Origin of the sequence: Mycobacterium sp. 852002-51971_SCH5477799-a (assembly GCF_001667145.1) — a bacterium.
Taxonomy (GTDB): domain Bacteria; phylum Actinomycetota; class Actinomycetes; order Mycobacteriales; family Mycobacteriaceae; genus Mycobacterium.
The window spans coordinates 55,780-81,888 of sequence record NZ_LZIF01000082.1 but is presented as its reverse complement, the minus strand read 5'-3'; the positions used below and the strand labels follow the sequence as shown (position 1 = coordinate 81,888).

General features: G+C 66.1%; 22 protein-coding genes and 1 pseudogene. 13 read left to right on the top strand and 10 right to left on the bottom strand.

Features of this window, described 5'->3' with window-relative positions; genetic code table 11:
* The first annotated feature begins 1 nt into the window (after nt 1).
* Nucleotides 2-592, top strand: coding sequence for a hypothetical protein (locus A5753_RS24555; RefSeq protein ID WP_197694651.1), 591 nt, complete (start codon nt 2-4; stop codon nt 590-592).
* 85 nt (nt 593-677) lie between these two features.
* On the opposite strand, the gene pcrA is transcribed toward A5753_RS24555, so the two are convergent.
* Nucleotides 678-3,038, bottom strand: coding sequence for a DNA helicase PcrA (gene pcrA / locus A5753_RS10115; protein WP_067126571.1), 2,361 nt, complete (start codon nt 3,036-3,038; stop codon nt 678-680).
* A 388-nt stretch (nt 3,039-3,426) separates the two neighbouring features.
* Between pcrA and A5753_RS10110 the strand changes: the two genes are divergently transcribed.
* Nucleotides 3,427-3,747 carry a chorismate mutase gene (locus tag A5753_RS10110; protein WP_082971255.1) on the top strand — a complete coding sequence of 107 codons (321 nt, stop codon included), beginning with the start codon at nt 3,427-3,429 and terminating at the stop codon, nt 3,745-3,747.
* A 66-nt stretch (nt 3,748-3,813) separates the two neighbouring features.
* Nucleotides 3,814-5,478: a glucose-6-phosphate isomerase gene (gene pgi / locus A5753_RS10105; RefSeq protein WP_067126564.1), complete on the top strand. Its 1,665-nt coding sequence runs from the start codon at nt 3,814-3,816 to the stop codon at nt 5,476-5,478.
* On the opposite strand, the gene A5753_RS10100 is transcribed toward pgi, so the two are convergent.
* The 4 genes and pseudogenes from A5753_RS10100 to cobF form a co-directional block, all read right to left on the bottom strand.
* The gene (locus A5753_RS10100; protein WP_067126560.1) at nt 5,479-6,228 is read right to left on the bottom strand and encodes an SDR family oxidoreductase; all 750 of its coding nucleotides are present in this window, start codon (nt 6,226-6,228) and stop codon (nt 5,479-5,481) included.
* 41 nt (nt 6,229-6,269) lie between these two features.
* Entirely contained in the window at nt 6,270-6,737 is a 468-nt protein-coding gene (locus A5753_RS24830; RefSeq protein ID WP_231990058.1) for a zinc finger domain-containing protein, read from the bottom strand.
* A 153-nt stretch (nt 6,738-6,890) separates the two neighbouring features.
* Nucleotides 6,891-7,133, bottom strand: a pseudogene (locus A5753_RS24825) (DNA-formamidopyrimidine glycosylase family protein); the annotation flags it as partial.
* Nucleotides 7,134-7,137: 4 nt separating this feature from the next.
* Complete coding sequence (gene cobF, locus A5753_RS10090; RefSeq protein WP_067126554.1) at nt 7,138-7,884, bottom strand: precorrin-6A synthase (deacetylating); 747 nt, start codon at nt 7,882-7,884, stop codon at nt 7,138-7,140.
* Nucleotides 7,885-8,008: 124 nt separating this feature from the next.
* On the opposite strand from cobF, the gene A5753_RS10085 reads away from it, so the two are divergent.
* The 4 genes from A5753_RS10085 to A5753_RS10070 all read left to right on the top strand — a co-directional run bounded on the left by A5753_RS10085 (nt 8,009) and on the right by A5753_RS10070 (nt 12,264).
* Nucleotides 8,009-8,914, top strand: coding sequence for a diiron oxygenase (locus tag A5753_RS10085; protein WP_067126551.1), 906 nt, complete (start codon nt 8,009-8,011; stop codon nt 8,912-8,914).
* A 245-nt stretch (nt 8,915-9,159) separates the two neighbouring features.
* Nucleotides 9,160-10,149 (top strand): DUF4873 domain-containing protein, encoded by a 990-nt coding sequence (locus A5753_RS10080; RefSeq protein WP_231990057.1) that lies wholly within the window; start codon nt 9,160-9,162, stop codon nt 10,147-10,149.
* Nucleotides 10,150-10,538: 389 nt separating this feature from the next.
* Nucleotides 10,539-11,282: an STAS domain-containing protein gene (locus A5753_RS10075; RefSeq protein ID WP_067126548.1), complete on the top strand. Its 744-nt coding sequence runs from the start codon at nt 10,539-10,541 to the stop codon at nt 11,280-11,282.
* Nucleotides 11,283-11,397: 115 nt separating this feature from the next.
* Nucleotides 11,398-12,264 (top strand): LLM class flavin-dependent oxidoreductase, encoded by an 867-nt coding sequence (locus tag A5753_RS10070; protein WP_067126545.1) that lies wholly within the window; start codon nt 11,398-11,400, stop codon nt 12,262-12,264.
* Between the two features lie 3 nt (nt 12,265-12,267).
* On the opposite strand, the gene A5753_RS10065 is transcribed toward A5753_RS10070, so the two are convergent.
* Nucleotides 12,268-13,074, bottom strand: coding sequence for an enoyl-CoA hydratase/isomerase family protein (locus A5753_RS10065; protein WP_067126542.1), 807 nt, complete (start codon nt 13,072-13,074; stop codon nt 12,268-12,270).
* A gap of 74 nt (nt 13,075-13,148) precedes the next feature.
* Between A5753_RS10065 and A5753_RS10060 the strand changes: the two genes are divergently transcribed.
* Nucleotides 13,149-14,066: a class I SAM-dependent methyltransferase gene (locus tag A5753_RS10060; protein ID WP_067126540.1), complete on the top strand. Its 918-nt coding sequence runs from the start codon at nt 13,149-13,151 to the stop codon at nt 14,064-14,066.
* 13 nt (nt 14,067-14,079) lie between these two features.
* On the opposite strand, the gene A5753_RS10055 is transcribed toward A5753_RS10060, so the two are convergent.
* A complete protein-coding gene (locus tag A5753_RS10055) occupies nt 14,080-16,023 on the bottom strand; it encodes a fumarylacetoacetate hydrolase family protein (RefSeq protein ID WP_067126537.1) in 1,944 nt (647 codons plus the stop codon).
* Complete coding sequence (locus A5753_RS10050; protein ID WP_067126535.1) at nt 16,020-18,275, bottom strand: ATP-dependent DNA ligase; 2,256 nt, start codon at nt 18,273-18,275, stop codon at nt 16,020-16,022. Before A5753_RS10050 ends, A5753_RS10055 begins: the two co-directional genes overlap by 4 nt.
* A gap of 128 nt (nt 18,276-18,403) precedes the next feature.
* Here A5753_RS10050 and A5753_RS10045 point away from each other — a divergent pair, with 128 nt between their 5' ends.
* From A5753_RS10045 to A5753_RS10025, 5 genes are all read left to right on the top strand, one after another.
* Nucleotides 18,404-19,930, top strand: a complete 1,527-nt coding sequence (locus A5753_RS10045; RefSeq protein WP_067126532.1) for a mannitol dehydrogenase family protein — start codon at nt 18,404-18,406, stop codon at nt 19,928-19,930.
* Nucleotides 19,927-20,775 (top strand): HAD family phosphatase, encoded by an 849-nt coding sequence (locus A5753_RS10040; protein ID WP_067126529.1) that lies wholly within the window; start codon nt 19,927-19,929, stop codon nt 20,773-20,775. Before A5753_RS10045 ends, A5753_RS10040 begins: the two co-directional genes overlap by 4 nt.
* A 33-nt stretch (nt 20,776-20,808) precedes the next feature.
* Nucleotides 20,809-22,221: a mannitol dehydrogenase family protein gene (locus A5753_RS10035; protein ID WP_067126526.1), complete on the top strand. Its 1,413-nt coding sequence runs from the start codon at nt 20,809-20,811 to the stop codon at nt 22,219-22,221.
* Complete coding sequence (locus tag A5753_RS10030) at nt 22,218-23,126, top strand: carbohydrate kinase (protein WP_067126524.1); 909 nt, start codon at nt 22,218-22,220, stop codon at nt 23,124-23,126. Before A5753_RS10035 ends, A5753_RS10030 begins: the two co-directional genes overlap by 4 nt.
* A 96-nt stretch (nt 23,127-23,222) precedes the next feature.
* Nucleotides 23,223-24,128 (top strand): Ku protein, encoded by a 906-nt coding sequence (locus A5753_RS10025; protein WP_067126521.1) that lies wholly within the window; start codon nt 23,223-23,225, stop codon nt 24,126-24,128.
* Between the two features lie 6 nt (nt 24,129-24,134).
* On the opposite strand, the gene pstA is transcribed toward A5753_RS10025, so the two are convergent.
* Nucleotides 24,135-25,037: a phosphate ABC transporter permease PstA gene (gene pstA / locus A5753_RS10020; RefSeq protein ID WP_067126518.1), complete on the bottom strand. Its 903-nt coding sequence runs from the start codon at nt 25,035-25,037 to the stop codon at nt 24,135-24,137.
* 70 nt (nt 25,038-25,107) lie between these two features.
* Nucleotides 25,108-26,082 carry a phosphate ABC transporter permease subunit PstC gene (gene pstC, locus A5753_RS10015; protein WP_067126683.1) on the bottom strand — a complete coding sequence of 325 codons (975 nt, stop codon included), beginning with the start codon at nt 26,080-26,082 and terminating at the stop codon, nt 25,108-25,110.
* Nucleotides 26,083-26,109: the final 27 nt, after the last annotated feature.

Below are 26,109 nucleotides of genomic sequence, written 5' to 3'. Positions count from 1 at the left end.
GGTGACCGAGCCGAACCAAGAAGCTTCCGCTCCGCGTCCGCCTGAGCCCACGCCCGAGCACGATCCGCCCTCTGATTCACGGACACGGATCATCCGGCGCGCGCCGACCGGTCCCATCCCCACCACGCCGGACGCCCCGACCACTCACTTCACCCCGCAATCGGCGCCCTACCGGGCCGGTTCACGTCCGGGTCGCGCCGGGTATGCCGGGCTGCCGGCCCTTGAGCCCTCCGATCGGACGGCCGTTGCCGCCTGCGCGGTGAGCATCATCAGCGGCTGGGCGACGTCGGTCGTGGCCACCGATCTGATCGCCGGCTGGTGGCGGACCGACCGCCTGTTCTGCATCGCGGTCGCGTTCCTGGCCCTGGTGTTCGCGGGCACCACGGTGTCCGGGGTGATCATGCTGCTGCAGCGCCGATCGATCAGCCGCTACCTGCTGATGGCCGGCGCGCTGGTCGCCTTCCTCACCTACATCGGGGTGTTCATCGCCGGCGCGCGGGTCGCATGGGTGGTCCACCTGATGCCGATATTGCCGATCGCCACGGTAATAATCGTGCTGCTGCCGCAAACCAAACGCTGGCTCGACGCCTGACCGTTCGCCGAAAGTGCACTCACGGCGAGGAATTCGCCGCCAATTCTTCGCACTGAGTGCACGTTCGACGCGGTTACCCGCCGGGTTAGAGCTTGCTGAGCGGGGCGTGGTTGTGCATCAGCTTCACCCGGCCCGCGCTGCCGAAGTCGATCAGGGACATCGCCGATTCGCCGACACCGGACACCTCCTCGACCCGGCCCAGCCCGTACTTGTCGTGCGTCACCCGGTCGCCGGGTGCGAGCACCAGTAGCGGGCGTTTGGTCATCCCCGAGCGGGTCGGGGCCGCCCGCGGCGTGCCGAACCGGCCGGCACCGCTCACGGGCGCGCTGAACGACGGGGCCGGCGCCGTGCGTCGCCAATCGATGAGTTCCTGCGGAATCTCTTGCAGGAAGCGCGATTCCGGGTTGAGCATGGGCTGTCCCCAGGAGGACCGGACGATCGCCCTGCTCACATACAGCCGCTGACGGGCCCGGGTGATCCCGACGTAAGCCAGCCGCCGCTCCTCGGAGAGTTCGACAGGATCGTCCAACGACCGCATGTGGGGGAACATCCCGTCCTCCCAGCCGGTCACGAAGACCACCGGAAACTCGAGGCCCTTGGCGGTGTGCAGCGTCATCAAAGTGACCATGCCCGCGCCGTCCTCGGGGATCTCGTCGCTGTCGGAAACCAGCGACACCCGCTCCAAGAACTCGGCCAGCACGCCGGTATCCGGCACGTCTTCGTCTTCGGGGGTTTGCAAGGACTCGCCCAGTGCCGCGGCGTTGGCCCGATCGGTACTGAATTCGTGTGCGACGCTAACGAGTTCGTTGAGGTTGTCCAAACGCGCGAGTTCTTGAGGGTCCGTCGAGGATTCGAGTTCACGGCGGTAGCCGGTGCGTTCGAGCACCGACTCGACCAGGTCCCCGAGGTCGTCATCGAGGCGTCCACGCAACTCGTCGAGCAGCTCGACGAAACCGGCGATCGCCTTCTCGGCACGCGAATTCAGCATCGGCACTTTGCCTTCGGCGGCGGCCACGAGCGCGTCGGCGAAACTGGCGCCGGTGTTCTCCGCATACACCGCCACGCACGCCTCGGCGCGATCGCCGATGCCGCGGCGCGGGGTGTTGAGGATGCGCCGCATGCTGACCGCGTCCCCGGAATTGTCCAGGACCCGCAGATAGGCGACGATGTCGCGGATCTCCTTACGTTCGTAGAAGCGCACTCCGCCAACGACTTTGTAGGGGATCCCGGCGCGGATGAACACCTCTTCGAACGACCGAGACGAGTTGTTGGTGCGGTAAAAGATGGCGACGTCGTTGTAGGTGATCTCGCCGTTGGCGGCCAGCGCGTCGATCTCCTCGGCGACGAATCGGGCCTCATCGTGTTCGTTGTCGGCGACGTAACCGACGATCAGCTCACCGGCGCCTTCGGCGGTCCACAGCCGCTTGTCGCGGCGCCCGGAGTTGCGGGCGATCACCGAGTTCGCCGCGGACAGGATGTTCTGCGTCGAGCGGTAGTTCTGTTCCAACAGAATGGTTGTCGCGTCCGGGTAGTCGCGCTCGAAGTCCTCGATGTTGCGGATGGTGGCACCGCGGAACGCATAGATCGACTGGTCGGCGTCGCCGACCACGCACAGCTCCGCGGGCGGCACGTCGTCGCTGCTTGGCTGGTTCGGCGGTCCCAGCGTCCCCTCGCCTCCGCCGTGGCCGACAAGTTCGCGCACCAGGACGTACTGCGCGTGGTTGGTGTCCTGGTACTCGTCGACGAGAACATGCCGGAACCGCCGCCGGTAGTGCGCGGCGATCTGCGGGAAGGCCCGCAGCACCGCCACGGTTTCCCCGATCAGGTCGTCGAAGTCCAGCGCGTTGGCCGCCCGCAGCCGCCGCTGGTATTCGCCGTAAACGCTGGCCACCGTGCGGGACAACTCATCGGAATCGTCGGTCAGGTTGCTCACCGCCGCGGCGGGGTCGATCAGCTCGTTCTTCAGGTTGGAGATGGCGTTGGCCAGCAGCCGTGGCGAGTAGCGCTTGATGTCGAGTCCCATGTCGCGACCGATCATCTGCAGCAGGCGCCGTGAGTCGTCGGCGTCATAGATGGAGAAGTTGGAGTTGAGGCCCTCGATCAGGGACGCCTGGTTGCGCAGGATGCGCACGCAGGTCGAGTGGAAGGTCGACACCCACATGGCGCGAGCCCGGTTGCCCACCAGCCGCACCACCCGTTCGCGCATCTCGGCGGCCGCCTTGTTGGTGAAGGTGATGGCGAGCACCTGACCGACGCCGACACCGCGCTCGGCGATCAGGTAGGCGATCCGACGAGTCAGCACCGCGGTCTTTCCCGAACCCGCGCCCGCGACGATCAGCAGCGGGGACCCCTCATGCACCACCGCCTGGCGCTGTTGAGGATTGAGGCCCTCGAGCAGTTGATCTGCCTCGGAGGCCGGCTTGGCATCTGTTGCGTGCACACTCATATCAGTCCAAACTTACCGCCGCCCACTGACGCACAGCGCCCTGGCATCAGACACGCTAGTGGCTGGAGCGACCAGGACGACGTCACGCAGACTACCGAGAATTCGGCGTGTCGGACCGCAATTTTCGAACTGGATTCGGTCGCCGACACAATTGCACCCAAGTTCAAAAGCGCAGCTTAAATCCGTTTCTTTGTACGTCTACCATTTTTGATGGCAAACTCAATTCGTGCTCAACGCGCAGTGTCGGCGACACTCCTCGACTCAGGAGTGGCGCCGTTGACTTCCCCACGGGTGCCCGTTCGCGGAGTCTGTGGGTTAACTGCTTCCGCAGACCCCCGTGGTCCGCTTTCGGCACTCGGGGCTCGTCTTTTGTGAGGCCCGATACTGCATGAGACCAGAACCCCCAAATCACGACGAAGACGCGGAGTCAGCAGAGATGAACACCGAGATGGCGGCGACCCAAGAGGTCACCGACATAGACGACTTACGCCAGGAGATCGACCGGCTCGACGCCGCGATTCTCGATGCCGTGAAACGGCGCACCCAGGTGTCGCAGGCGATCGGCAAGGCCCGAATGGCATCCGGCGGCACCCGGCTCGTCCACAGCCGCGAAATGAAGGTCATCGAGCGCTACAGCGCGCTCGGCCCCGAAGGCAAGGACCTGGCGATACTGCTGCTGCGACTGGGCAGGGGCCGGCTCGGTCACTGACGCCGGCGCGGCGTCCCGCAGCCGATACACCTGGCTCCGTCACGTCACAGCCCATAGTGTCGAAGCATGACCTCCGTGCACATCCTCCCCGACATCACCGCCACCCCGGCGTGGGACGCCCTGCGTAGGCATCATGACCAGATCGGCGACACCCATCTGCGCCAGTTCTTCGACGACGATCCCGATCGCGGCCGCGAGCTGACCGTCTCCGTCGGCGACCTGTACATCGATTACAGCAAGCACCGCATCACACGAGAAACGCTGCGGCTCTTGGTCGATCTCGCGCGCACGGCCAACCTCGAAGAGCGCCGCGACCAGATGTTCGCCGGGGTGCACATCAACACCTCGGAGGATCGCGCGGTCCTGCACACCGCGCTGCGACTGCCCCGGGACGCCGAGCTGGTTGTCGACGGCGAAAACGTCGTCCAAGACGTGCACTCGGTGCTCGACGCCATGGGCGAGTTCACCGACCGGTTGCGCACCGGTGAATGGACCGGGGCCAGCGGAAAACGAATCAGCACCGTGGTCAACATCGGGATCGGCGGATCCGACCTCGGCCCGGTGATGGTCTACCAGGCACTGCGCCACTATGCGGATGCGGGGATCTCGGCGCGTTTCGTGTCCAACGTGGATCCGGCGGACCTGATCGCCACCCTGGCCGATTTAGACCCCGCCACAACGCTTTTCATCGTCGCGTCCAAGACGTTCTCGACGCTGGAAACCCTGACCAACGCGACGGCCGCGCGCCGGTGGATCACCGAAGCCCTCGGCGACGCCGCGGTGGCTCAGCACTTCGTCGCCGTCTCCACCAACAAACGCCTCGTCGACGATTTCGGCATCAACACCGACAACATGTTCGGTTTCTGGGATTGGGTCGGCGGCCGTTACTCGGTGGACTCGGCGATCGGCCTGTCGTTGATGGCCGTCATCGGCCGACAAGCCTTCGCGGACTTCCTATCCGGGTTCCACATCGTCGACCGGCACTTCAAGACCACGCCACTGGAGTCCAACGCGCCTGTGCTGCTTGGCCTTATCGGCCTTTGGTATTCCAACTTCATGGGCGCGCAATCGCGCGCCGTGCTGCCCTATTCCAATGACCTGGCGCGTTTCGCGGCCTATCTGCAACAGCTGACCATGGAATCCAACGGCAAGTCGACCCGCGCGGACGGCAGCCCGGTCACCACGGACACCGGTGAAATCTTCTGGGGCGAACCGGGAACCAACGGGCAGCACGCGTTCTACCAGCTGCTGCATCAGGGCACCCGACTGGTGCCCGCCGACTTCATCGGGTTCAGCCAACCCCTCGACGATCTGCCCACCGCCGAGGGCACCGGGAGCATGCACGACTTGCTGATGAGCAACTTCTTCGCCCAGACCCAGGTGCTGGCCTTCGGCAAGACCGCCGAAGAGATCGCCGCCGACGACACTCCCGCGGACGTCGTGCCCCACAAGGTGATGCCCGGCAACCGGCCGTCGACCTCGATTCTGGCCAACCGTCTCACCCCGTCGGTGTTGGGCCAGCTCATCGCGCTGTACGAACATCAGGTCTTCACCGAGGGCGTGATCTGGGGAATCGACTCGTTCGATCAGTGGGGCGTCGAGCTGGGCAAAACGCAGGCCAAGGCTCTGCTTCCGGTGATCACCGCGGACGGCTCGCCGGCGTCGCAGTCGGACAGCTCCACCGACGCGCTGGTGCGTCGGTACCGCAGCGAACGCGGGCGAACCAGCTGATCAGGCGAACATCTTGGTCAGCTGAGGCGGCAGCACCCGCATCAACTGCACCAGCGGCGCCCACGGCCACCACGGCACTGCGGCCCGGCCGGGCTCGCGTTCCATGGCGGCGACGAGGGCGTTGACGCCAGTTTCGTTGTCCACCATCAACATTGTGCTGTTGGACTTGGCCGTCATCTCCGACTCGATGTAGCCGGGCTCGATGACCGAAACCTTGACGGGCCCCTTGGCGTATTCGGCGCGCAGCGATTCGCCCAGTGAGCTCACCCCCGCCTTGCTCGCCGCGTACGCCGCCTTCACTCCGGGCACGCCCCTATTGCCGAGCACCGAGGAGATCAGCACCAGGTGGCCCGAACCCGTCTTGTTGAACATCTCCAGGGCGGTCTCGATCTGCACCAGAGCCGACACCAGGTTGGTCTCGATGGTGGCCTTGTTGGCCCACAGCTTGCCGGACCCCAGCTTCGCGCCCTTGCCGATGCCGGCGTTGACGACGACGCGGTCGATGCCGCCCAGCTCGTCGCTGAGTTCCGCGAACACCTTGGGGACGGCCTCGTGATCGTTGACGTCCAACGCGGCGACCGCGATCTTGATGCCCGGATAGTTCTGCGACAGCTCGGCTTTGAGCTCATCGAGCCGGTCGGTGCGCCGCGCGCACAGCGCAAGGTCGCGGCCCTTGGCGGCGAACGCGCGCGCCATCCCGGCGCCCAGGCCGGAACTGGCACCGGTGATGAGGATCTTCTGGCGGGTCATCGGGGCAGCATATCGACAGGTGTCAACTTGCGGTCGCGCGACTACTTCAGCAAACGCGACATGCGCCGGTCGGCCAGGACCTTGCCACCGGTCTGACACGTAGGGCAGTACTGAAAAGACTTGTCCGCGAACGACACTTCGCGCACGGTGTCACCGCATACCGGGCACGGCAACCCGGTGCGGGCGTGCACGCGCAATCCGGAGCGCTTCTCGCCCTTGAGCGTGGCCGCCCCCTGCCCGACGGACCGGCTCACCGCATCGGTGAGCACTGAGATCATCGCGCCGTGCAGCGTGGCGAGCTGCGCATCGGACAGCTTGGCGGCGGTGGCGAACGGCGAAATGCGGGCGACGTGCAGGATCTCGTCGCTGTAGGCGTTGCCGATCCCGGCGATCACCTTCTGGTCGGTGATGACCGTCTTGATCCGGCCGGTGTTGCCGGCCAACACATTGCCCAGCGCGTCCACGTCGAGGTCCAGCGCGTCCGGGCCGAGGGCGGCGATCTGTGGGATCTGCTGCGGGTCGCCGACCAGCCACACCGCCAGGCGCTTCTGGGTGCCGGCCTCGGTGAGGTCGAAGCCGGGTGCCTCCCCGGGCGTGCCCAGGTGCACTCGCAGTGCGATCGGGCCCTTGCCGGGCCGCAGCGGCGCCGCGGCCAGCTTGTCCGACCACCGCAGCCAGCCCGCCCGCGACAGGTGCGCGATCAGGTAGAGGTTGTCCGTCCGCAACCCGAGGTACTTGCCCCACCGCTCGGCCCCCATCACGGTCTGGCCGTGCAACGCACTGATCGGCGGGTCGAAAGTCTTCAACACGGAAAGGGCGGCAATGTCGACCCGGCCGATCGTCAGGCCGACGGCATGGCGTCGCAGATGGTCGACCAGCGCTTCGATCTCGGGTAGTTCGGGCACGGTTTCAGTCTGCCGGTCTAAGCAAATAGGTGTCCATGATCCAGCCGTGCCGGGCGCGGGCTTCGGCTCGCAGCGAGACGATGCGGGGCCCCACCTCGCCGACGGTGCCCGCGATGAGCAATTCGTCGTCGGTGCCCAGATAGGCGCCCCACCAGATTCGCGTGTCGGGCGGACAGACCTGGAACGAGCAGTCGGCGTCGAGCATTACGACGGCGGATCCGCGGGCCGGCCCGCGATTGCGCAGTTGCCGTCCCGTGGTGATCAGAACGGGCTCGCCAACCTCGTTGAGCGGAATGCGGTGCCGCGCGGTCAGCGCCTGCACCGCGGTGATGCCCGGGATGACGTCGAACGTGAAGTCGACGCGGGTCGCCACCGCGTCGAGGATGCGCAAGGTGCTGTCGTAGAGCGACGGATCGCCCCATGCCAGAAACCCCCCGACGCCGTGCGGGCCCAGCTCGGCGGAGATGGCGTCGGCCCAGATGGCCGCGCGCGCGGCGTGCCAGTCAGCGACCGCCTCCCGGTAGTCGGCGTCAGCTGACCGCTTCGGGTCGGGTAACTCGACGAAGCGGTAGCCCGGCGAACGGATGAAGCGGCCGCAGATCTCGCGGCGTAGCGCCACCAGGTCGCTCTTCTGCTCGCCCTTGTCCATCGCGAAGAACACCTGCGTGTCGTTGAGCGCCTCGATCGCCTGCACGGTCAGGTAGGCGGGATCGCCGGCGCCGATGCCGATGACGTGAATGTGCCGGCCCACTACATCGCCTCCCGATGCTCGTTGTCCGTCAGATTGCCGAATCCCGACCTTCAGCATCTAGCCGGGACCGCAAGTACCCAGTACCATGGGTACCGTCTGAAGCACCCAACGGAGGGAGCGGCGCATGACCTCAGCGGTGAAGCCGGTCGGGCCTAGTCGTGAAGAATTCTCCGAACGCCTGCTGAAGGGTTCGGTCAAGAAGTCTTATGAGCCCGTCGTCGACATCGACTGGGACGCCCCGCTCGACCCGGACAAGTTCTATCTGCCGGCGCGGCTGGTTTCGCTCTACGGCACACCGATGTGGGACGAGATGACCCGCGAGCAACAGATCGAGCTGTCCCGCCAGGAACTGGTCAACACCTTGTCGGCCGGGATCTGGTTCGAGAACATGCTCAACCAATCGTTGCTGCGGACGATCCTGCACGAGGATCCGACAAGCAAGTCAACCCATTACAAGCTGACCGAACTGGGCGATGAGACCCGGCACATGGTGATGTTCGGCAAGGCCATCGAACGCGTCGGCGCCAGGCCGGTACGCCCGCGGCGGTTCCACCGGCTGATCATCAACCTGCTGCCATTGGCTTTTCAGCGCGGCTCGATGCTCTGGGTGGCCGCCCTGATCGGTGAGGAGATCTTCGACTCGCTGCAGCGGCAGATGATGGACGATCCGGAGCTGCAGCCAATCATCCAGCGGCTCATGCGTATTCACGTCACCGAAGAGGCGCGCCACATCCAGTTCGCGCGCGACGGCGCGCGCAAGCGCGTCGTCGAGATGCCCCGGTTGAACCGCTGGTTCATGGCCAACATCAACGGCTTGGGCGGCTACTTCTTCAACTACCTGTTCAGCAACCCAGTCCCTTACGCGCGGGCGGGTCTCGACCCCAAGCGCGCCCGAAAGGTCGCGCGCACCAGTCCGCATCGGCGCGACGTGCAAGTTGCCGGCTTCGCTCCACTGGCGGCGTTTTTGACCGAAGTCGGCCTGATGGGGTCGATCGCACGCCGCGGCTGGAAGCGCAGCAGGTTTCTGTGACGCAACCGCGGGACCTCGCGAAAGACCGCCGTCATATCGTCATCGTTGGGACGGGCGCCTGCGGCAAGAGCGCCCGAACCGCGTTGCTGGCAGCGGGTTTCACCGATCTCGTCGTTCTCGGCGGCCACGTCGAGAAGTCACGCTTCGACGACGTCACGGGCAGCTGGCTGTTGACCACGGCCGGTGGTGAGGTCTTGCGGGCCGACATCGTGATCGCCGCTGGCCGTCCGGTCCAACGACCGTGGCTGCCGCGCCTACCCGGGCGCGACAGGTTCGCCGGCGAGTCGTTTCACGCCGCGGCGTGGGACCCCGGATTCGATCCGTCCGGCAAGCACATCGCGGTCATCGGGACCGACGCCACCGCCGGACACCACATCGACCGACTGGTCCGCGCAGCGGCGTCGGTCACCGTGTTCCCCCATGCACCGCGCCGCGTCGTGAGCGAAATGCCTGCCTGGCCCACGCGAGTCAAGCGCTCGCTGCGCCGCCACCTTCCGCCGGCCGGCCGGCCCTGCCCCGCGATCGCCGCCTCGGGCATCGAGACGCTGACCGCGTCGGGGGTGCGCACCAACGATGGCGTCGACCACCGCGTCGACGCCATCATCTACGGCACCGGATACTTCATTCCGCAGGACGTCGCCGATGAGACGTTGGTCGGCGCGGCCGGGCTGCCGATCCGCCGTGCCTGGCACGACTGCATGGAGCCGTTCTACGGGGTGGCCGTTCGCGGGTTTCCCAACTACTTCTTCATCACCGGCCCCGAGCCGGAGGCGCAGGCGCGCTACGTCGCCGAGTGCCTGAAAGCCATGGGGCGCACGGTAAGTGGCCGCATCGAGGTGCGTGCCAGCAGCCAGCAGGTGTTCAACGAGCGAGCTCAGTTGCGTGCCGCAAAGCCACCCCCGGTGGCATCGGCCTTCGATCTCTCGGCCAGCGCGCCCGCCGGCGAAGACACCTACGACGGCACCGCCACGCTGGAAATCGCCGGCACCCGCCACTTGGTCCGGGTCCGGCTCACCGGTCATCTGGACCCGATCGACGGCCACTACCACTGGCGGGGAACGGTGTTTGGCTCCCCGTCAGAACCGCTGTCCGGCGAGGTCCTCAGGCAAGCGCGGACCGGCACACTGACGGTCGGAGAGTGCAGCGCGCCGGCTCGCATCGTCGAACAAACACCGTGGGGCACGCACTCGGTGGCCGGAGTGGGCGCTCCTCCCTACGCACTGAGCAATCACTGAGCCGATCCGCGCACCGGCATGCCGGCGGACGCGTCGCGACCGTGGGTGCCTTTGCACTGGTTAACGCCCTGGTTACCAGGGCATACCTAAGAGTTTGGCGGCGCTCAGCGGGTGGTAACCCCGAAGAAAACGCGTGCTGGACGTTGGGCTCCATGGCGCGTCGGAGGGCGTGGTCGACTTCCCACGGTGGAGGGCCGCATGGTGGTTACGTTGCGGGTTTGCGGGATGGACTTGCCGGCCGCATCCCGACCGCAGCCTGCGGTTTCCGGAGGCATTGAGGCCGCCGGCCCCCCGATTAGACTTTTGCCGCTGAGAGCGGATACTCAAGCAATCGTCCCGGCAGAATGCGAGGAGCGGGAAATGAAACCGGACGCCAGGGCCGAGTTGGGATGACGCCGGTGGCCGTGGAGATGCGGACGGATAACTCGGTTGCCGTTCTGACCGTTGACGGCGATCTCGACGCCGCCCACGAGACCCCACTTCGCGAACGCATCCTCAAAGCCGCGCTGGACGACCCCGCCGCCGTGATCGTCAACGTCTCTGGGCTCACGGTTCACACCGAATCGGCATGGTCGGCCTTCATGGGCGCGTATTGGCAGCTCGGCAGCGACCCTCACATTCCGATTGTGTTGGTCTGCACCGATCGGGCGGCCCGTGAAGCGATCACCCGCAGCGGTGTCACCCACTTCATGCCCCTCTACTCGAGCGAGAAGGCCGCATTCAAAGCACTCGGCCAGAACAACCGTCGTCCGGTGCGGCGCGCCGATGTTCAGCTGCCCGCCGACTTGACCAGCCTGCGCGAGTCGCGACGCCTTGTCCGTGAATGGCTTACCAGCTGGTCGCAGTCCAAGCTCATTCCCGTGGCTCTGGTGGTCGTCAACGTGTTCGTGGAGAACGTGCTGGAACACACCGCGAGCGTCCCGGCGGTGCGACTCGAAGCGCAGCGCGACGCCGCGACCATCGCGGTGTCGGATGCGAGCGCCACGCCCCCGGTGCGACTGCCGTCGCCGAAGAAGGGCATCGACGTGTCCGGGCTGGCCATCGTCGACGCGTTGTCCCGAGCATGGGGCAGCACACCTACCCCGTCCGGCAAGACGGTGTGGGCCGTCATCGGCCCCGAGAACCAGCTGTAGTCCAAGACCTGTTCTGGTCCGAGGCGCGATACTCGTCGCGTCCCAACTCCCAGTTGTGCTGAAACTAGAACACGTTCTAGTGTCGAAGGACGACCCCTTCAGGAAGGCAGATGACGTGCGGTTTACCTACGCAGAGGCGATGACTGACTTTAGGTATTACATCCCACTGGCCAAGGCAGCCGAGGCGGCCGGTTACGACGCCATGACGATCGCTGACAGCATCGCCTACCCCTTCGAATCCGACTCGAAGTACCCGTACACCCCGGACGGCAACCGCGAATTCCTGGACGGCAAGGAATTCATCGAAACCTTCGTGCTGACTTCGGCATTGGGTGCGGTGACCACCAAGCTGCGGTTCAACTTCTTCGTTCTCAAGTTGCCCATCCGGCCACCGGCGTTGGTGGCCAAGCAAATCGGCTCGCTGGCCGCGATGACCGACAACCGGGTGGGCCTCGGGGTCGGCACCAGCCCGTGGCCCGAGGACTACGAGCTGCTCGGTGTCCCGTTCGCCAGGCGCGGCAAGCGGATGGATGAATGCATCGAAATCATTCAGGGGCTCACCACCGGTGACTACTTCGAATTTCACGGCGAGTTCTACGACATCCCGAAGACCAAGATGACGCCCGCCCCCACCAAGCCCGTCCCGATCCTGATCGGCGGGCACGCCGACGCGGCACTGCGGCGCGCGGCACGCCTGGACGGCTGGATGCACGGCGGCGGCGACCCCGAGGAACTCGACCACCTCCTGGCCAAGCTCACCAAGTTCCGCGAAGAAGCCGGCAAGACCGGGCCGTTCGAGATCCACGTCATCTCGGCCGACGCCTACACCGCGGACGGCATTAAACGGCTCGAGGACAAAGGCGTCACCGACGTCATCGTCGGTTTCCGGATCCCCTATGTCAAAGGCAACGACACCGAGCCGCTGGACAGCAAGATTCGCAACCTCGAGATGTTCGCCGAGAACGTGATCGCGAAACTCTAACTCTCACAACGAATCCCATTTCGGGGCGCGCTTTTCCCGGTGAGCCATGGCGGCCTCGACCGGGTTGTTGGTGAAGCCGCTGAGGATCTGGGTGCGGTTTTCGATCTCAATGGCGTGGCGCAGGCTGGGCGCGTCCAGCGCGGCGTTGAGGCCAATCTTGGTCTGCCACACGCCGTATGCGTTGTTCTCGGCGATCGAGCGGGCCAGGTCGAGCGCGGCCGGTATCAGATCGTCGGGGGCGAGGACCTCGTGCACTAGCTTGATCCGATAGGCCGCGGCGGCGTCGATGATGCGACCGGTCAGCATGAGTTCGCGGGCCACCCCGGCGCCGACGATCTTCGGCAGCAGATAGCTGGTCCCCATGTCCATCGACGAGAAGCCCGCCTTGATGAACACCGAACCGAATCGGGCTTGCTCGGAGGCGACGCGGATGTCGCAGACCAACGCGAACGCCAGGCCGCCCCCAACGGCGACACCGTTGACCGCGCCGATCACCGGAATGTCCATCTCGTAGATCCGGGTGTACAGGTTGGCCAACCGAACCTGGGCGTCGTAGTTGACTTTGAACGCCGGGGTGGTCGGCTTGTTCTGCGTCCACGCCTGACCGGTGCCGCTCAAATCCGCGCCGGCGCAGAATCCGCGTCCGGCCCCGGTCAGGACCGCCACCCGAAACTCACCTTTGTCGAGCACGTCCAGGGCCTCGTGAACGCCGTCGATCAGCGACCCATCGATGGCGTTGAGGCGCTCCGGCCGGTTCAGGGTGATGCAGGCGATGTCGTCTTCGAGAGCTTCCAGTGTCACTGCGGGCATAGGGGAACCGTAGGCGACGACGCAATTCACCGAGGAGGCATACCGTGGTTGCGACGACATCGAAGGAGAAGCCAATGGCACGAACCGAAGGTGATACCTGGGACCTGGCCAACAGCGTGGGCGCCACCGCCACGATGGTGGCCGCGGCCCGGGCGGCCGCCACCAGACGCCCGCAACCGGTGATCACCGACGAGTTCGCCGAGCCGCTGGTGCGGGCCGTCGGGCTGGACGTGTTCACCAAACTGGCGACCGGCGAACTCGATTCGGACGACCTCGAGAACGGAGTCCAATTTTCGCGGATGGTGGACACATTCGCCGCCCGGGCCCGGTTTTACGACGACTATTTCGCCGCGGCCGGCCAGGCCGGCCTGCGCCAGGTGGTGATCGTGGCATCGGGTCTGGATTCGCGGGCCTACCGGCTGCATTGGCTGCCCGGTACGACGGTGTACGAGGTCGACCAGCCGGAGGTGATCGCGTTCAAGACGGCGACGCTGGCCGAAATCGGCGCGGCCCCGACCGCCGAACTCCGCACGGTGGGTATCGATCTGCGTGAGGACTGGCCGGCGGCTTTGCAAGCGGCGGGCTTCAACCCGGCGCAGGCGACCGCGTGGCTCGCCGAAGGAGTGCTGATCGGATTCCTTCCGCCCGAGGCCGAAGTTCGGTTGCTGGACGCCATCATTCCGTTGTCCAGCGAGGGCAGCAGGTTCGCCGCCGACTTCGGGACCGTCGCCCCGGCGACACCCGAGGGGCGCGAACAGTCCCGGCTCGCGACCGAGGGTTGGCGACGGCAGGGGCTCGACCTGGACATCGCCGGTTTGGCCTACCCGGGCGAGCACACTGACGTCGCCGCGCACCTGGCGGCAAACGGATGGGATACCAACACATTTCGGCTCGCCGACCTGTTTTCCGCTGCGGGCCTACCGCAATTGGGGCCGGTCGAGCACCAGGTCCCCGCCGCAACGATCAGTTTCGTCACGGCGGTGCGGCCCTAGCCGGCGCGATGAGTCACCCAGACCGTTTGGCCAGCCATTCGGCCTGCATCACCAGCAGGGCCATGACCTCCAATCGCGGTGTCGCCGGGTCCAATTCGCGGTATCGTTGATAGATGTTGACGACGACGCGCTCGGCGTCCAGCCAGGCCGCGTACTCGCCGAGGTCGATGGTGTCGGCGGCCTCGGCCCACGACAGCCCCCGCCGGTACGCGGCCTCGGCCTGCTCGGCCACGTGCACGAGATAGCCACGCACCGCACGGATTCCATCCGGATCGGTGACCGGGCCATGGCCGGGGACCACCGTCGGCGCGTCCAGTGCGATCATCGCGTCGCAGGCGGCGACCCAGTTGGCGATGGGGCCCGCCCACACGATGGGCGTGCAGCCGATGAACAGCAGGTCACCGCCGAACAGCACGCCCGCATCCGGCACGTGCACCACCGAATCGGCGGCGGTGTGCGCGGGACCCAGGTTCAGCACCTCGACCCGTCGCCCGCCGACGTCGACGCGCAGGCGGCGCTCGAAGGTCTGGTCGGCGTTACGCAACGTGATGTTGCTGAAGTCGAAGTGCCCGAAGCGTTCTCGGGTGTACGGGGTGGCCACCGGCCCCAGGTTGGCGGTTTGCGCCATGGCCAGCATCTCGGGCGCCATCCCGTGCTCGATTTCCTCGGCCGTGCCGTGCGCCGCGATGATTCGCACCGACGCGTCCAGCAGTTGGTTGCCGTGGGTGTGGTCGCCGTTGGAGTGGGTGATCACTGCGTCGGTGATCGGCGCCGTGTCGGTGATGGGCCGCATCGCGGTGAGCATCTCGCGCGTCAGCGCCAGGTCGAACAGGGTGTCCACCAATAGGGACGAGCCTTCGCCGGCGATCAGCCCGGCGTTGCTCCACCCGTAGCCCCCGTCCGGCAGCGTCCACGCCCACACCCGGTCGGCGACCTGATGCAGCCCGCGGGTGTAGGGCACCCGGGCCGGCGCCCGGTTGACCCGCTGCCCGGCGGGCGGGGCATCCGGATTGGGCCGGGCGGCCAGCGCGTGTGGCGCGCCGCTGCTCGCGCGGACGGTTTGCCGGGTCTCGCCCAACCCCTGGACCCGCAGCGTGACGGTGTCACCGTCGTGCAGCCAGCCGGGAAACGATTCCAGCGCAGCGGGATTGAGGTGCTCGATCAGTGTGCAGGTGGGCACCGTCCCGGAGCCGATGACGTCGCCCGGATGGAGGGTGACGCCGCGCGAGGCGTAGGAGATGACTTCGCCGAAGGTCCAGTCCATCTGGGCCGTCGACCCCGTGCCGATGATGTTGTCGTTGACCAGGGCCGTGACCTGCAGGTCCAGCTTGGCGCCACGGCGGTAAGGTTCGAGCTCGTCGGGAGTCACCAGGTAGGGGCCCAGCGTCACCCCGCTGTCTTTGCCCTTGCCCTGTCCGATGCCCAGCTGGCTTTCCATTTGCTGCAGGTCGCGCGCGGACCAGTCATTGAAGATGGTGTAGCCGATGATCGCCTGTTCGGCCTGCTCGACGCTGAGATCCTTGCCGCCCGTTCCGATCACCGCCGCGATCTCCAATTCGAAGTCCTGCCAAGCGCTTCCGGGTGCCGTCGGCGCGTCGTCGTAGGGCCCTAATACCGTTGCCGGACAGGCGAAGTAAAACGCCGGGATGCGATACCAGGTGTCGGCGAGCAACCGTCCTGCGCCCAGTGCGGCTTGGCAGTTGCGCATGTGGTCGAGGAAGCACAGGGAATCCCGGATCGAGGGCGGACGCGGAATGGGCGCCAGCAGGCGCACATTCGCGACAGAAACCGTGGCCGCCGGGGACCGCCGCGCCTCCTCCCCCGCGTGCCGCAATCCCTCGGACCCGCGTGCGATCAGGTCGAGCAGCGTCACCCCCGGCGGCATCGCATAAATGGTGTCGCCGAGAAGAACCCCGGCACGCTCGCCGTCATCGGTTTGGTAGGTAACCCACTTCACTCCCGCACCACCTCACTGGCTTGCTTGTCCGGCCGCAGCCCCCGCCAACTCGATTGACGTAGCCGGTCATCGGGGGTCCACTCGCTGTAGCGCACCTCCCCGACCAGGACCGGCTCCACATATGTCACGCCCCGGGCTTCGCTGCGTGGCAGCGGTGGGTAGAACGGCGATTCGTCGGTGTGCAGCGGCGCCAGCGTCTTTTTCAAGTTGGCCAGGTCGCGTTCGGTGAACCCGGTGCCGACGCGGCCCGCGAAACGCAGGCCGTCGGCGGTGGGGATGCCCATCAGCAGTGAGCCGATGCCGCTGGTGCGCCCGCCCTCCCCGGCCTTCCAGCCGCCGATCACGACCTCCTGGGTGTTCCAATGCTTGTCCTTGATCCACGACGACGAGCGCCGGCCGGGCTGATAGGTGGAGTCACGCCGCTTGGCGATCACCCCCTCCCAGCCGCGCTTGCCCGAATCTTGTAGCGCCTGTGCACCATCTCCGGGCAGCAGCTCGGGAACGATGAGATCGCTGCCGGCGCCGAGCATTTCGAGCACCTTGCGCCGGTCCCGATAACTGGCCCGCAGCAACGAACGACCGTCGAGGTACAACACGTCGAACGCCCAGAATTCGACGCGCGAGCCTCGGCCGCGATTCTGCATCTCGTGGAAGTTGGGCACACCAGTAGAATCCAGGACCACGGCCTCGCCGTCGAGGATCACATGGTGCTCGGCGAGATCGTCTGCCAGCGAACGCAGTTCGGGATATTCGCCGGTGACTTCGCGGCCGCGCCGGGACCGTACCCGGATGGCGCCGTGGTCGACCTCGATCAAGAGCCGGTAGCCATCCCACTTGCCTTCGAACGCCCATTGGCCTGCCTTGAGCGCCGCCACCGAACCGTGGGTGGCGAACATCGGGGCGATCGTATCGAACTCGAATACTTTTTGATCCTTCATCCGATGCGCCAGCCACTGGTCCCCATTGGTCTGAATCAGTGCATAGCGTCCGGAGATCTTGCTGCCTTGCAGATTGACCACGACTTCGTCGTCGCGAAACTTCTCGGCCTCATACGTTCCGGAGTCCCAGATGACAACCTTCCCCGCCCCATACTCGCCTCTGGGAATGATGCCCTCGAAACCGCCGTATTCCAGCGGGTGGTCCTCGGTATGGACCGCCAGGTGGTTCACCGAGGTGGTTTCGGGCAGGTTCTTCGGTACCGCCCAGGACACCAGCACGCCGTCGCGTTCCAGCCGGAAGTCGTAGTGCAACCGGCGGGCGTGGTGTTCTTGGATGACGAAGCTATTACCCTGCCCTAGAACGGGTTTCGACACCGGCACCGGCTCGGGCGTTTTGGACGCGTCGCGCATGCTGCGGTACTTACTCAGTCGATCCGGCACGGGTGCGTCCTCGTCCAGCGGTGCGAGCAAATCGCCGTCGCGGGCGACCCGGTCCAGCACTTCGTCGTAACGCAGCTGGCGCAGGGAGGGGTCGTCGAGTTCCTCCCAGGTGCGCGGCGCCGCAACGGTGGGTTGTTCCCGTCCGCGCAGCGAGTACGGCGCGATGGTCGTCTTGGCGCCGTTGTTCTGACTCCAGTCCAGAAAGATCTTTCCGGCCCGCAGGCTTTTGGTCATGGTCGACGTGACCAGTGCGGGCATCGTCGTTTCCAGTTGTTGCGCAACGCGTTTGGCCAACACCGTGGCGCCCTTGCTGCTCACCGGCTCCTTTAGCGGCGTATAGAGGTGCAGGCCTTTGCTGCCGCTGGTGAGCGGATATGTGGTCAGCCCGATACCGGTGATCAGTTCGCGGACGGCGCGCGCCACCTCTGCTAGCTGGGTCATCGTGATGCCTTCACCCGGATCGAGGTCGAACACCAGCCGCGTCGCCGGGCCGGGTTTCAGTTCTTCGGCGCGGCTGCGGGTCCACTCGGCGACGAAGCGCCACTGCGGAACGTGGACCTCCAGCGCGGCCTGCTGGGCGATCCAGGCCAGCCCGTCGACGCTGTCAATGATCGGATACGTTGTCGTCCCGGATCGATGGGTCACGCTGGCGCGCGGCAGCCATTCGGGCGCCGACGCGGCCAGCTGTTTCTCGAAGAACGATTCTTCGTCGACGCCGTTGGGCCAGCGCTTGCGCGTTGCCGGACGCCCGGCAATGTGCGGAATCATCACCTCGGCGATCCGCGTGTAGTAGTCGAAGATGTCGCTCTTGGTGGTTCCGGTGGCGGGATACAGCACCTTCTCGGCGTTGGTCAGTTTCACCCGCGGTGCCATGTTGTCAACCTACGCGTTTCGCGCGTGTTAACCGCTTTGACCACCACTAATCGCGCCACCGTCGAATTCTTTTGTGACATGACCCACGGACGCGTATACCTCCGCACAGTTCGGGGCACAGGAACACGATGTTTGATGCAATCCCCTCCCCTTGGCGTCCAAAAAACGGCGTCCCATTGAGCGACGCGACACTCCGACTGCACTCGCACCGAGTCGACGTTCCGACGTATGACCGGTCTGCCCTCGGTCGAGGAGTCGTCCACATCGGCGCGGGCAACTTTCACCGCGCGCACCAGGCCGTCTACTTCGACGACCTGGCTCGCTCGGGCATTTCGGGACGCTGGGGAGTGACCAGCGTCAGCCTCCATTCCCCCGACCTCAAACACCTGCTATCGGCCCAGGACGGGCTGTACACGGTCGTACAGCGCGGCCACGACCGCCAAACCGCCCGCGTGGTCGGCTCGATCGGCTCCGTTCATTACGCGCCGAACGACGGCGCGGCGGTCCGTGGCGCCCTGGCAGATCCGCAAACCCGCATCGTCAGCCTGACCATCACCGACAACGGATACTTCCTGAATCCGGTCACCGACGAATTCGACGCCGACCACCCCGACGTGCGCGCCGACCTCGTCGCGTCCGGCAGCTACGCCACAGCGTGGGGATACCTGGCCGAGGCACTCGACCGGCGTCGCCGCGCGGGCGTCGCGCCCTTCACCGTGCTCTGCTGCGACAACGTGCCCGGCGACACACAGCCGGCGAGAACCGCGCTGGTGTCGTTCGCCGCGTTGAAAGATCCCGGGCTCGCCCGCTGGATCGAGACGCACGTGGCGTTCCCGTCGACCATGGTCGACCGCATCACCCCCCAAACCACCAAGTCCGAGCGCACATTCGTCGAGCAGACGTTCGGTGTCGCCGACAAATGGCCGGTGGTCACCGAGCCGCATAGCCAATGGGTGATCGAGGATTCGTTCAGCAACGGGCGGCCACCGCTCGACGAGGTCGGTGCCGAATTCGTCGCCGATGTCAGCGACCACAAGTTGATCAAGACCCGTCTCCTGAATGGAACCCATATCGCACTCGCGTGCCTGGCCATCCTGGCCGGTTACCAGCGCACCGACGAAGCGATGCGCGACCGCGTGTTTTTCGACTACGTCGACAAGCTCCTGCGCGACGAGATTCAGCCGCTGCTGCCCGCGGTTCCGGGAATGAACACACCCGAATACCGCAGAACCCTGCTCGATCGGCTCAGCAATTGCCGGATGAGTGACCAGCTGTCGCGCCTGGCCCGGCGCGGCACCAGCAAGATCGCGACGTTCGTGCTGCCATCTCTGCAGGAGGCGATCACGCAGGGCAGGCCGCACACATTGCTGACGGTGGCCGTCGCCGGATGGGCCCGTTACATGCGCGGACACGACCTCGACGGGCGAAAGCTGCGCCTGGAAGACTCGCAGGCGATACCGGTGGCTAGGTTGGCCAATATGGCACGCAGCAATCCTGATCCGCTGCTCAGGCATGAGATGTTCGCCGAGGTGCGCGCGGTTCCCGGTTTTGCCGAGCGCCTGGGCGCGATGATCGCCGATATCGATGAACGCGGTGTGGTGCCCACGCTGCGTGACGCGATGCGCAACGACGAGTGGGCGTTGGTGTCGCGATGACTGGGCTGACCTTTGTGCGCACCTTCGACCCGGCGCCGATCACCACCTTGCTGTGCGACGCCGATGACAACCTGTTCGGCTCCGAGAGGCCGGCGTTCGACGCCTCGACCGAGGTGACCAACCGTTTCCTGGCCCGGTTCGGCGTGACCGCGCCGCTCAGCTGCGAGGAGTTGCGCAAGCGGGCCGTCGGGAAGAACTTCCGCAACACGGCTCTCGACCTGGCGGTGCAGTGCGGGGTGCCGCTCGAGGAGACGTTGGTGCAGGGCCGTCCCGCGGCGGTGGCCGCCTCGGCCGGCGACCTCGCGAGCGGCAACGCGTTGTCCGCCGACGAGCTCGAGCGGTGGGTGCGCGAGGAGCGCGAGCGGGTCACCGCTCACCTGGCGGTCACCCTGGCTCCTGATCCGGAGGTGCTGGAGCCCTTGCGAAGCCTCGCGGCCCGCTACGCGCTCGCGGCGGTGAGCTCCAGCGCCACTGGGCGGTTGCGCGCCTGCTTCGCCGCCACCGGCCTGGACTCGCTCATAACGGAGGCGGTGACGTTCAGCGCGGAGGATTCGCTTCCGGTGCCGACGAGCAAGCCCGACCCGGCGGTGTACCTGCATTCCGGCCAGGTACTGGGCGTCGCCCCGGAACAAGGGGTGGCCATCGAAGACTCCGTGGCGGGCGTGACATCCGCGGTGGCGGCCGGCTACGCCACCATCGGCAACCTGATGTTCGTGCTGCCTGACGAACGAGATTGCCGCCGTGCGGAATTGATCAATGCGGGGGCAGTCGCGATCACCGATTCATGGCGCGCAATCGCGGATGTGCTGCTGTTATCTGCGGCTGAAGGTTCCCGAGCCGGGTGACGATCCGGGCATCGCCCGGGGAGGAGTTGGCCAATGGAGGCTAGCGGAATCAACCTGAACAATGCGGCGCTCGCGGCGATGCCGATCGACGCGCCCAACTACGACCGCAGCGGCGTGACCGTCGGGATCGCCCATATCGGCGCAGGTCATTTCCACCGCGCGCATCAGGCCGCGTACATCAACCTGTTGCTGCAGCAGGGGTTGGCGCACGAGTGGGGCATATGCGGCGTGGGCGTCATGCCCGCAGACTGGACCATGCGCGACGTCCTTGACGGTCAGGACGGGCTCTACACGCTGATCCTGGAAAATCCCGACGGTAGCCGGGATGCCCAGGTGATCGGCTCGATCATCGACTATCGTTACGCGCCCGATGATCCCGAGTCGGCGCTGGAAGTGCTGGCGGCACCGACCACCCGAATCATTTCGCTGACCATCACCGAGGGCGGCTATCGCGACCCGGACGGGCCCGCGTTCGCGTTGATCGTCGAGGCGTTGGACCGGCGACGCCGGCGCGGGATCGCCGCGCCGACGATCGCCTCGTGCGACAACATCGAGAACAACGGCGAGGTCGCCAAGCGTACCGTGCTCGCAAGTGCGGAACACCGGGATCCCGAGTTGGCCGAGTGGGTGGCAGAGCACGTCCGGTTCCCGAGTTCGATGGTCGATCGCATAACTCCCGCAACGACTTTGGAGATGGCCGCGGAAGTGCGGCGCGACTTCGGCGTCAACGACCGGTGGCCGGTGGTGGCCGAGCCGTTCACCGCCTGGGTGATCGAGGACTCCTTCGCCGACGGCCGGCCCCCGCTGGAGCAAGCGGGCGTGTTGTTGGTCGACGATGTGCGCCCGTACGAGCTGATGAAGCTGCGACTGCTCAACGCCGGGCATCAATGCCTGGCCTACTTCGCCCACCTGTGCGGCTTCAAGTTCGTCCACGAGGCCGCAAGCGATCCACTGTTCGCCGAATTCCTGCTTGCCTACTTCGAATCCGAGGCCATCCCGACTCTCCCGCAGGTGCCGGGGATCGACTTGCACCAGTACGGCCGCACGCTGGTCGAGCGGTTTGCCAACCCGGCCGTGCGGGACACCGTCGCGCGGCTGTGCGCCTACTCGTCCGATCGCATCCCGAAATGGCTGTATCCCGTCCTCTGCGACAACCTGGCCAACGGCGGGCCGGTCCGGCTGGCGGCAGCGGTGGTGGCGAGCTGGGCCCGCTATGCCGAGGGTGTCGACGAGTGGGGCAACCCGTACGAGGTGCTGGACCAGTTGGCGGACTCACTCATTCCGATCGCCAGGTCGCAGCACGAGAATCCCACCGTGTTCATCGAGATCACCGCGGTCTTCTGCGATCTGGCCCACCAACCCCGCTTCGTCGAGGCGTACCTCTGGGCGCTGGATTCGTTGCACAGCAAGGGAGCTCGCGCGACGCTGGACGCTTTGGTGCGATGACCCGCGCGCTGGTGATCGGCGAATCGCTGATCGATATCGTCGACCGCGACGAGCACGTCGGAGGCAGTCCGCTCAATGTCGCCGTCGGGCTTGGCCGACTGGGCCGCCAGGTCGACTTCCTGACTTCGATCGCCGACGACACATACGGCCGGCGCATCATCGAGTACGTCGAAGCCGCAGGGGTGCAACTCGTTTCGGAAAGCCAGGCAGCCCAGCGCACAGCGACTGCGCGGTCAACCATCGCCGAAGACGGGTCCGCCGAGTACGTATTCGACCTGGACTGGCGACTCTCCGGAACGCCGCCGGTCCCCCCGCCGCTGTTCGTCCATACCGGATCGATTGCCGCCGTGCAGGATCCGGGCTGCTTGGCGGTCGCTGCGCTGATCGATGCCTACCGCGTCTCGGCCACAGTCACCCTGGATCCCAACGTTCGACCGTCGCTGATCGCCGACCGGGGACTGGCCGTCGCGCGCCTGCAGCATCTCGTCGAACGCAGCGACGTCGTGAAGGTCAGCGAGGAGGATTTGGGCTGGATCGACCCCACGCGGCCGCCCGAGCAGATCGCGCAAACGTGGCTGCGGCTGGGCCCGGCCATCGTGGCGGTGACGATGGCCGAGCGGGGCGCGATGGCATTCTGCGCGGCGGGCGTCGTCCGGGTGCCGACGCGCGCGGTGCGCGTGGTCGACACCGTCGGCGCCGGTGACTCCTTCATGGCCGGTCTGCTGGACGCGCTATGGGAACTAGGGTTGTTGGGCGGCGACCGGCGCAGCGAGTTGCACGGAATCAGCGTGGATGCGCTGAAGACGGCGGTGGAAGCGGCGAGCCTGGCTGCGGCGCTCACCGTCGCTCGCGCGGGAGCCGACCTGCCGGACCGGGCCGCGCTGGATGCGGCTTCGCGTCGTTGATCACTCACCCCGACCGTTCGAGCCCGGGGCGGACAATCCCAGGTCGTAGCCCTGTCGTGCTGTTTTGCCACCGACCCTACGGGCATACTGACTTGCATGCGCTCCATCTGGAAGGGTTCCATCGCGTTCGGGCTGGTGAACGTCCCGGTGAAGGTGTACAGCGCCACCCAGGACCACGACATCAAATTTCACCAGGTGCACGCCAAGGACAACGGCCGCATCCGCTACCAACGCGTGTGCGAGGTAGACGGCGAAGCTGTCGAATACCGTGACATCGCGCGGGCCTACGAGTCCGACGACGGTCAAATGGTCATCATCACCGACGACGACATCGCCACCTTGCCCGAGGAACGCAGCCGCGAGATCGAAGTGCTGGAGTTCGTGCCGGCCAGCGAGGTGGACCCGATGCTGTTCGACCGCAGCTACTTCCTGGAGCCGGATTCCAAGTCATCGAAATCTTATGTGCTGCTTGCCAAGACGCTCGCCGAATCCGATCGGATGGCGATCGTCCACTTCACCCTGCGCAACAAGACCCGGCTGGCGGCGTTGCGCGTCAAGGACTTCGGCAAGCGCGACGTGATGGTGGTGCACACGTTGCTGTGGCCCGACGAGATCCGCGACCCGGACTTCCCCATCCTGGACAAGAAGGTGGAGATCAAGCCGGCCGAACTCAAGATGGCCGGTCAGGTGGTGGAGTCGATGGCCGAGGCCTTCAATCCCGACCGCTACCACGACACCTACCAGGAGCAGCTGCAAGAGCTGGTCGACGCCAAACTCGAAGGCGGAGAAGCGTTTACCACCGAGGAGCAGCCGAAGGAGCTGGACGAGACCGAGGACGTCTCGGATCTGCTCGCCAAGCTGGAGGCCAGCGTCAAGGCGCGTTCTGGTAACGGCAAGGCACCCGCGAAGAAGGCCGCGGCGAAGAAAGCCCCCGCGAAAAAGGCGGCGGCCAAGAAAGCGCCGGCGAAAAAGGCGGCCAAAAAGGCGGCGTCGAAGTCCTGACCCGGGTCAGCGTTTGCGGGTTGCCACGAAGCGGGTCAGCGCCGCGACGATATTGATCACGGCAACCATGATGATCAGCGTCAGGGCCGCACCCCAGATCCGCAGGAAACCGGCGTGTTCGGGATTGGTGAGCTCGGTGTAGATCAGCAGCGGCAGTGACGCCATGTTGCCGTGGAAGATGTCGAGGTTGATCGATCGGCTGTAGCCGACCAGCACCAGCACCGGCGCGGTTTCACCGATCACCCGCGCGATGGACAACAGGATGCCGGACACGATGCCGGGCAGCGCGATCGGGAAGACGATCCGCACGATGGTCTTCCATTTCGACACGCCGAGCGCGTAGCTGGCCTCACGCAGCTCGTCGGGCACCAGCCGGAGCATCTCCTCGGCCGAGCGCACCACCACCGGCAGCATCAGCAGGACCAGGGCCAGCGACACCGCGAACGAACTCTGTTGGAAGCCCAGGGTGGCGATCCAGAGGCTGAAGATGAACAGCGCCGCCACGATCGAGGGCACCCCGGCGAGGACGTCGACCATGAATGTCGTCAGCCGCACCAAGCGACCGGATCCGTATTCCACCAAAAAGACCGCGGTCATCAGGCCCACCGGCACGGCCATGGCCGCTGCCACCCCGGCTTGTACCAGCGTGCCGTAGAGCGCGTGGTAGACGCCGCCGGCGAACTGTTCCGGCAGCACGCCGTGCAGCGAGTGGGTCCACCACCCCGACCGCGTCACGGCGTACCAGCCTCGTTCGACCACGATCCACAACACCCAGATCAGCGGCACCAGCGCGGCGCAGAACGAAGCAAGGAAGAACATCGTCGCGACGTTATTGGTGATCCGCCGCCGAAAACTCAGCGGCCTGAACACCTCGACCTTGACCGGCCGGTCCAACGCTTCGACGGTCACGAGCGCGGCTCTCCCCCGCAAGCGGGTGGGTGTACCTGCCACTTGTGGGGGCGTGCCCCCGCGTTGCGGTTCATCCGTTGACCTTGCCGCCGGCGATCGCCCGGGCGAGCGCGTTGACCACGAACGTCAGGACGAACAGCGCGAATCCCGCCGAGATGTATGCCCCAGTGGGTAGCGGCGCGCTGAACTCCGCGGCCGCCGACGCGATCTTCGAGGCGAACGTGTAGCCGCCGTCGAACAGCGACCAATTGCCTGGGCGGGCGGCCGAACGCAAGATGATCAGCACCGCCACGGTCTCGCCGAGCGCGCGACCCAGCCCCAGCATCGAGGCCGCGATCACACCGCTGCGCCCGAACGGCAGCACGGTCATCCGCACCACCTCCCATTTGGTGGCGCCGAGCGCCTGCGCGGCCTCCATCTGGATGTGCGGGGTCTGCCGGAACACCTCCCGCGAGACGGAGGTGATGATGGGCAGGATCATCACCGACAGCACGACGCCGGCGGTGAAGATGGTGCCGCCACCGGCCAACGAGACATTGCCCTGCTTGAACAGGAACAGCCAACCAAGGTGGCGGTTGAGAAACGCGGCCACCGGCTCGATCTGAGGTGCGAGCACGAAAATCCCCCACAGCCCGAAGATGATCGACGGCACCGCGGCCAGCAGATCCACCACCGCGCCGAAGGGCCGCGCCAGCCGCCTCGGCGCGTACTGGGTGAGGAACACGGCGATACCGACCGCGATGGGAACGGCCAGCACCAGCGCGCTGAGCGAACTGAGCACCGTGACCATCAGCAGGTCACGGATGCCGAAGGCGAGCCTGTTGGGGTCGCTGGTGCTGAATTTGGCGCTGGTGAAGAAGTTCGCGTGATTAACGCGCAGGGCTGGGACCGCACGCAGCAACAGGAATACCGCGATCAACAGGATGGCGACCACGATCGTCGAACCGGCAGCGGCGGCCACCAACTTGAACAGTCGATCAGCGCGCCGGCCCACGTGTTCACTCAGCGTGGTTAGTGCCGGCTTCTCCGTGGTCGACGGGCTGATTGCTGTTCCTGGTGTCACGACCACCTC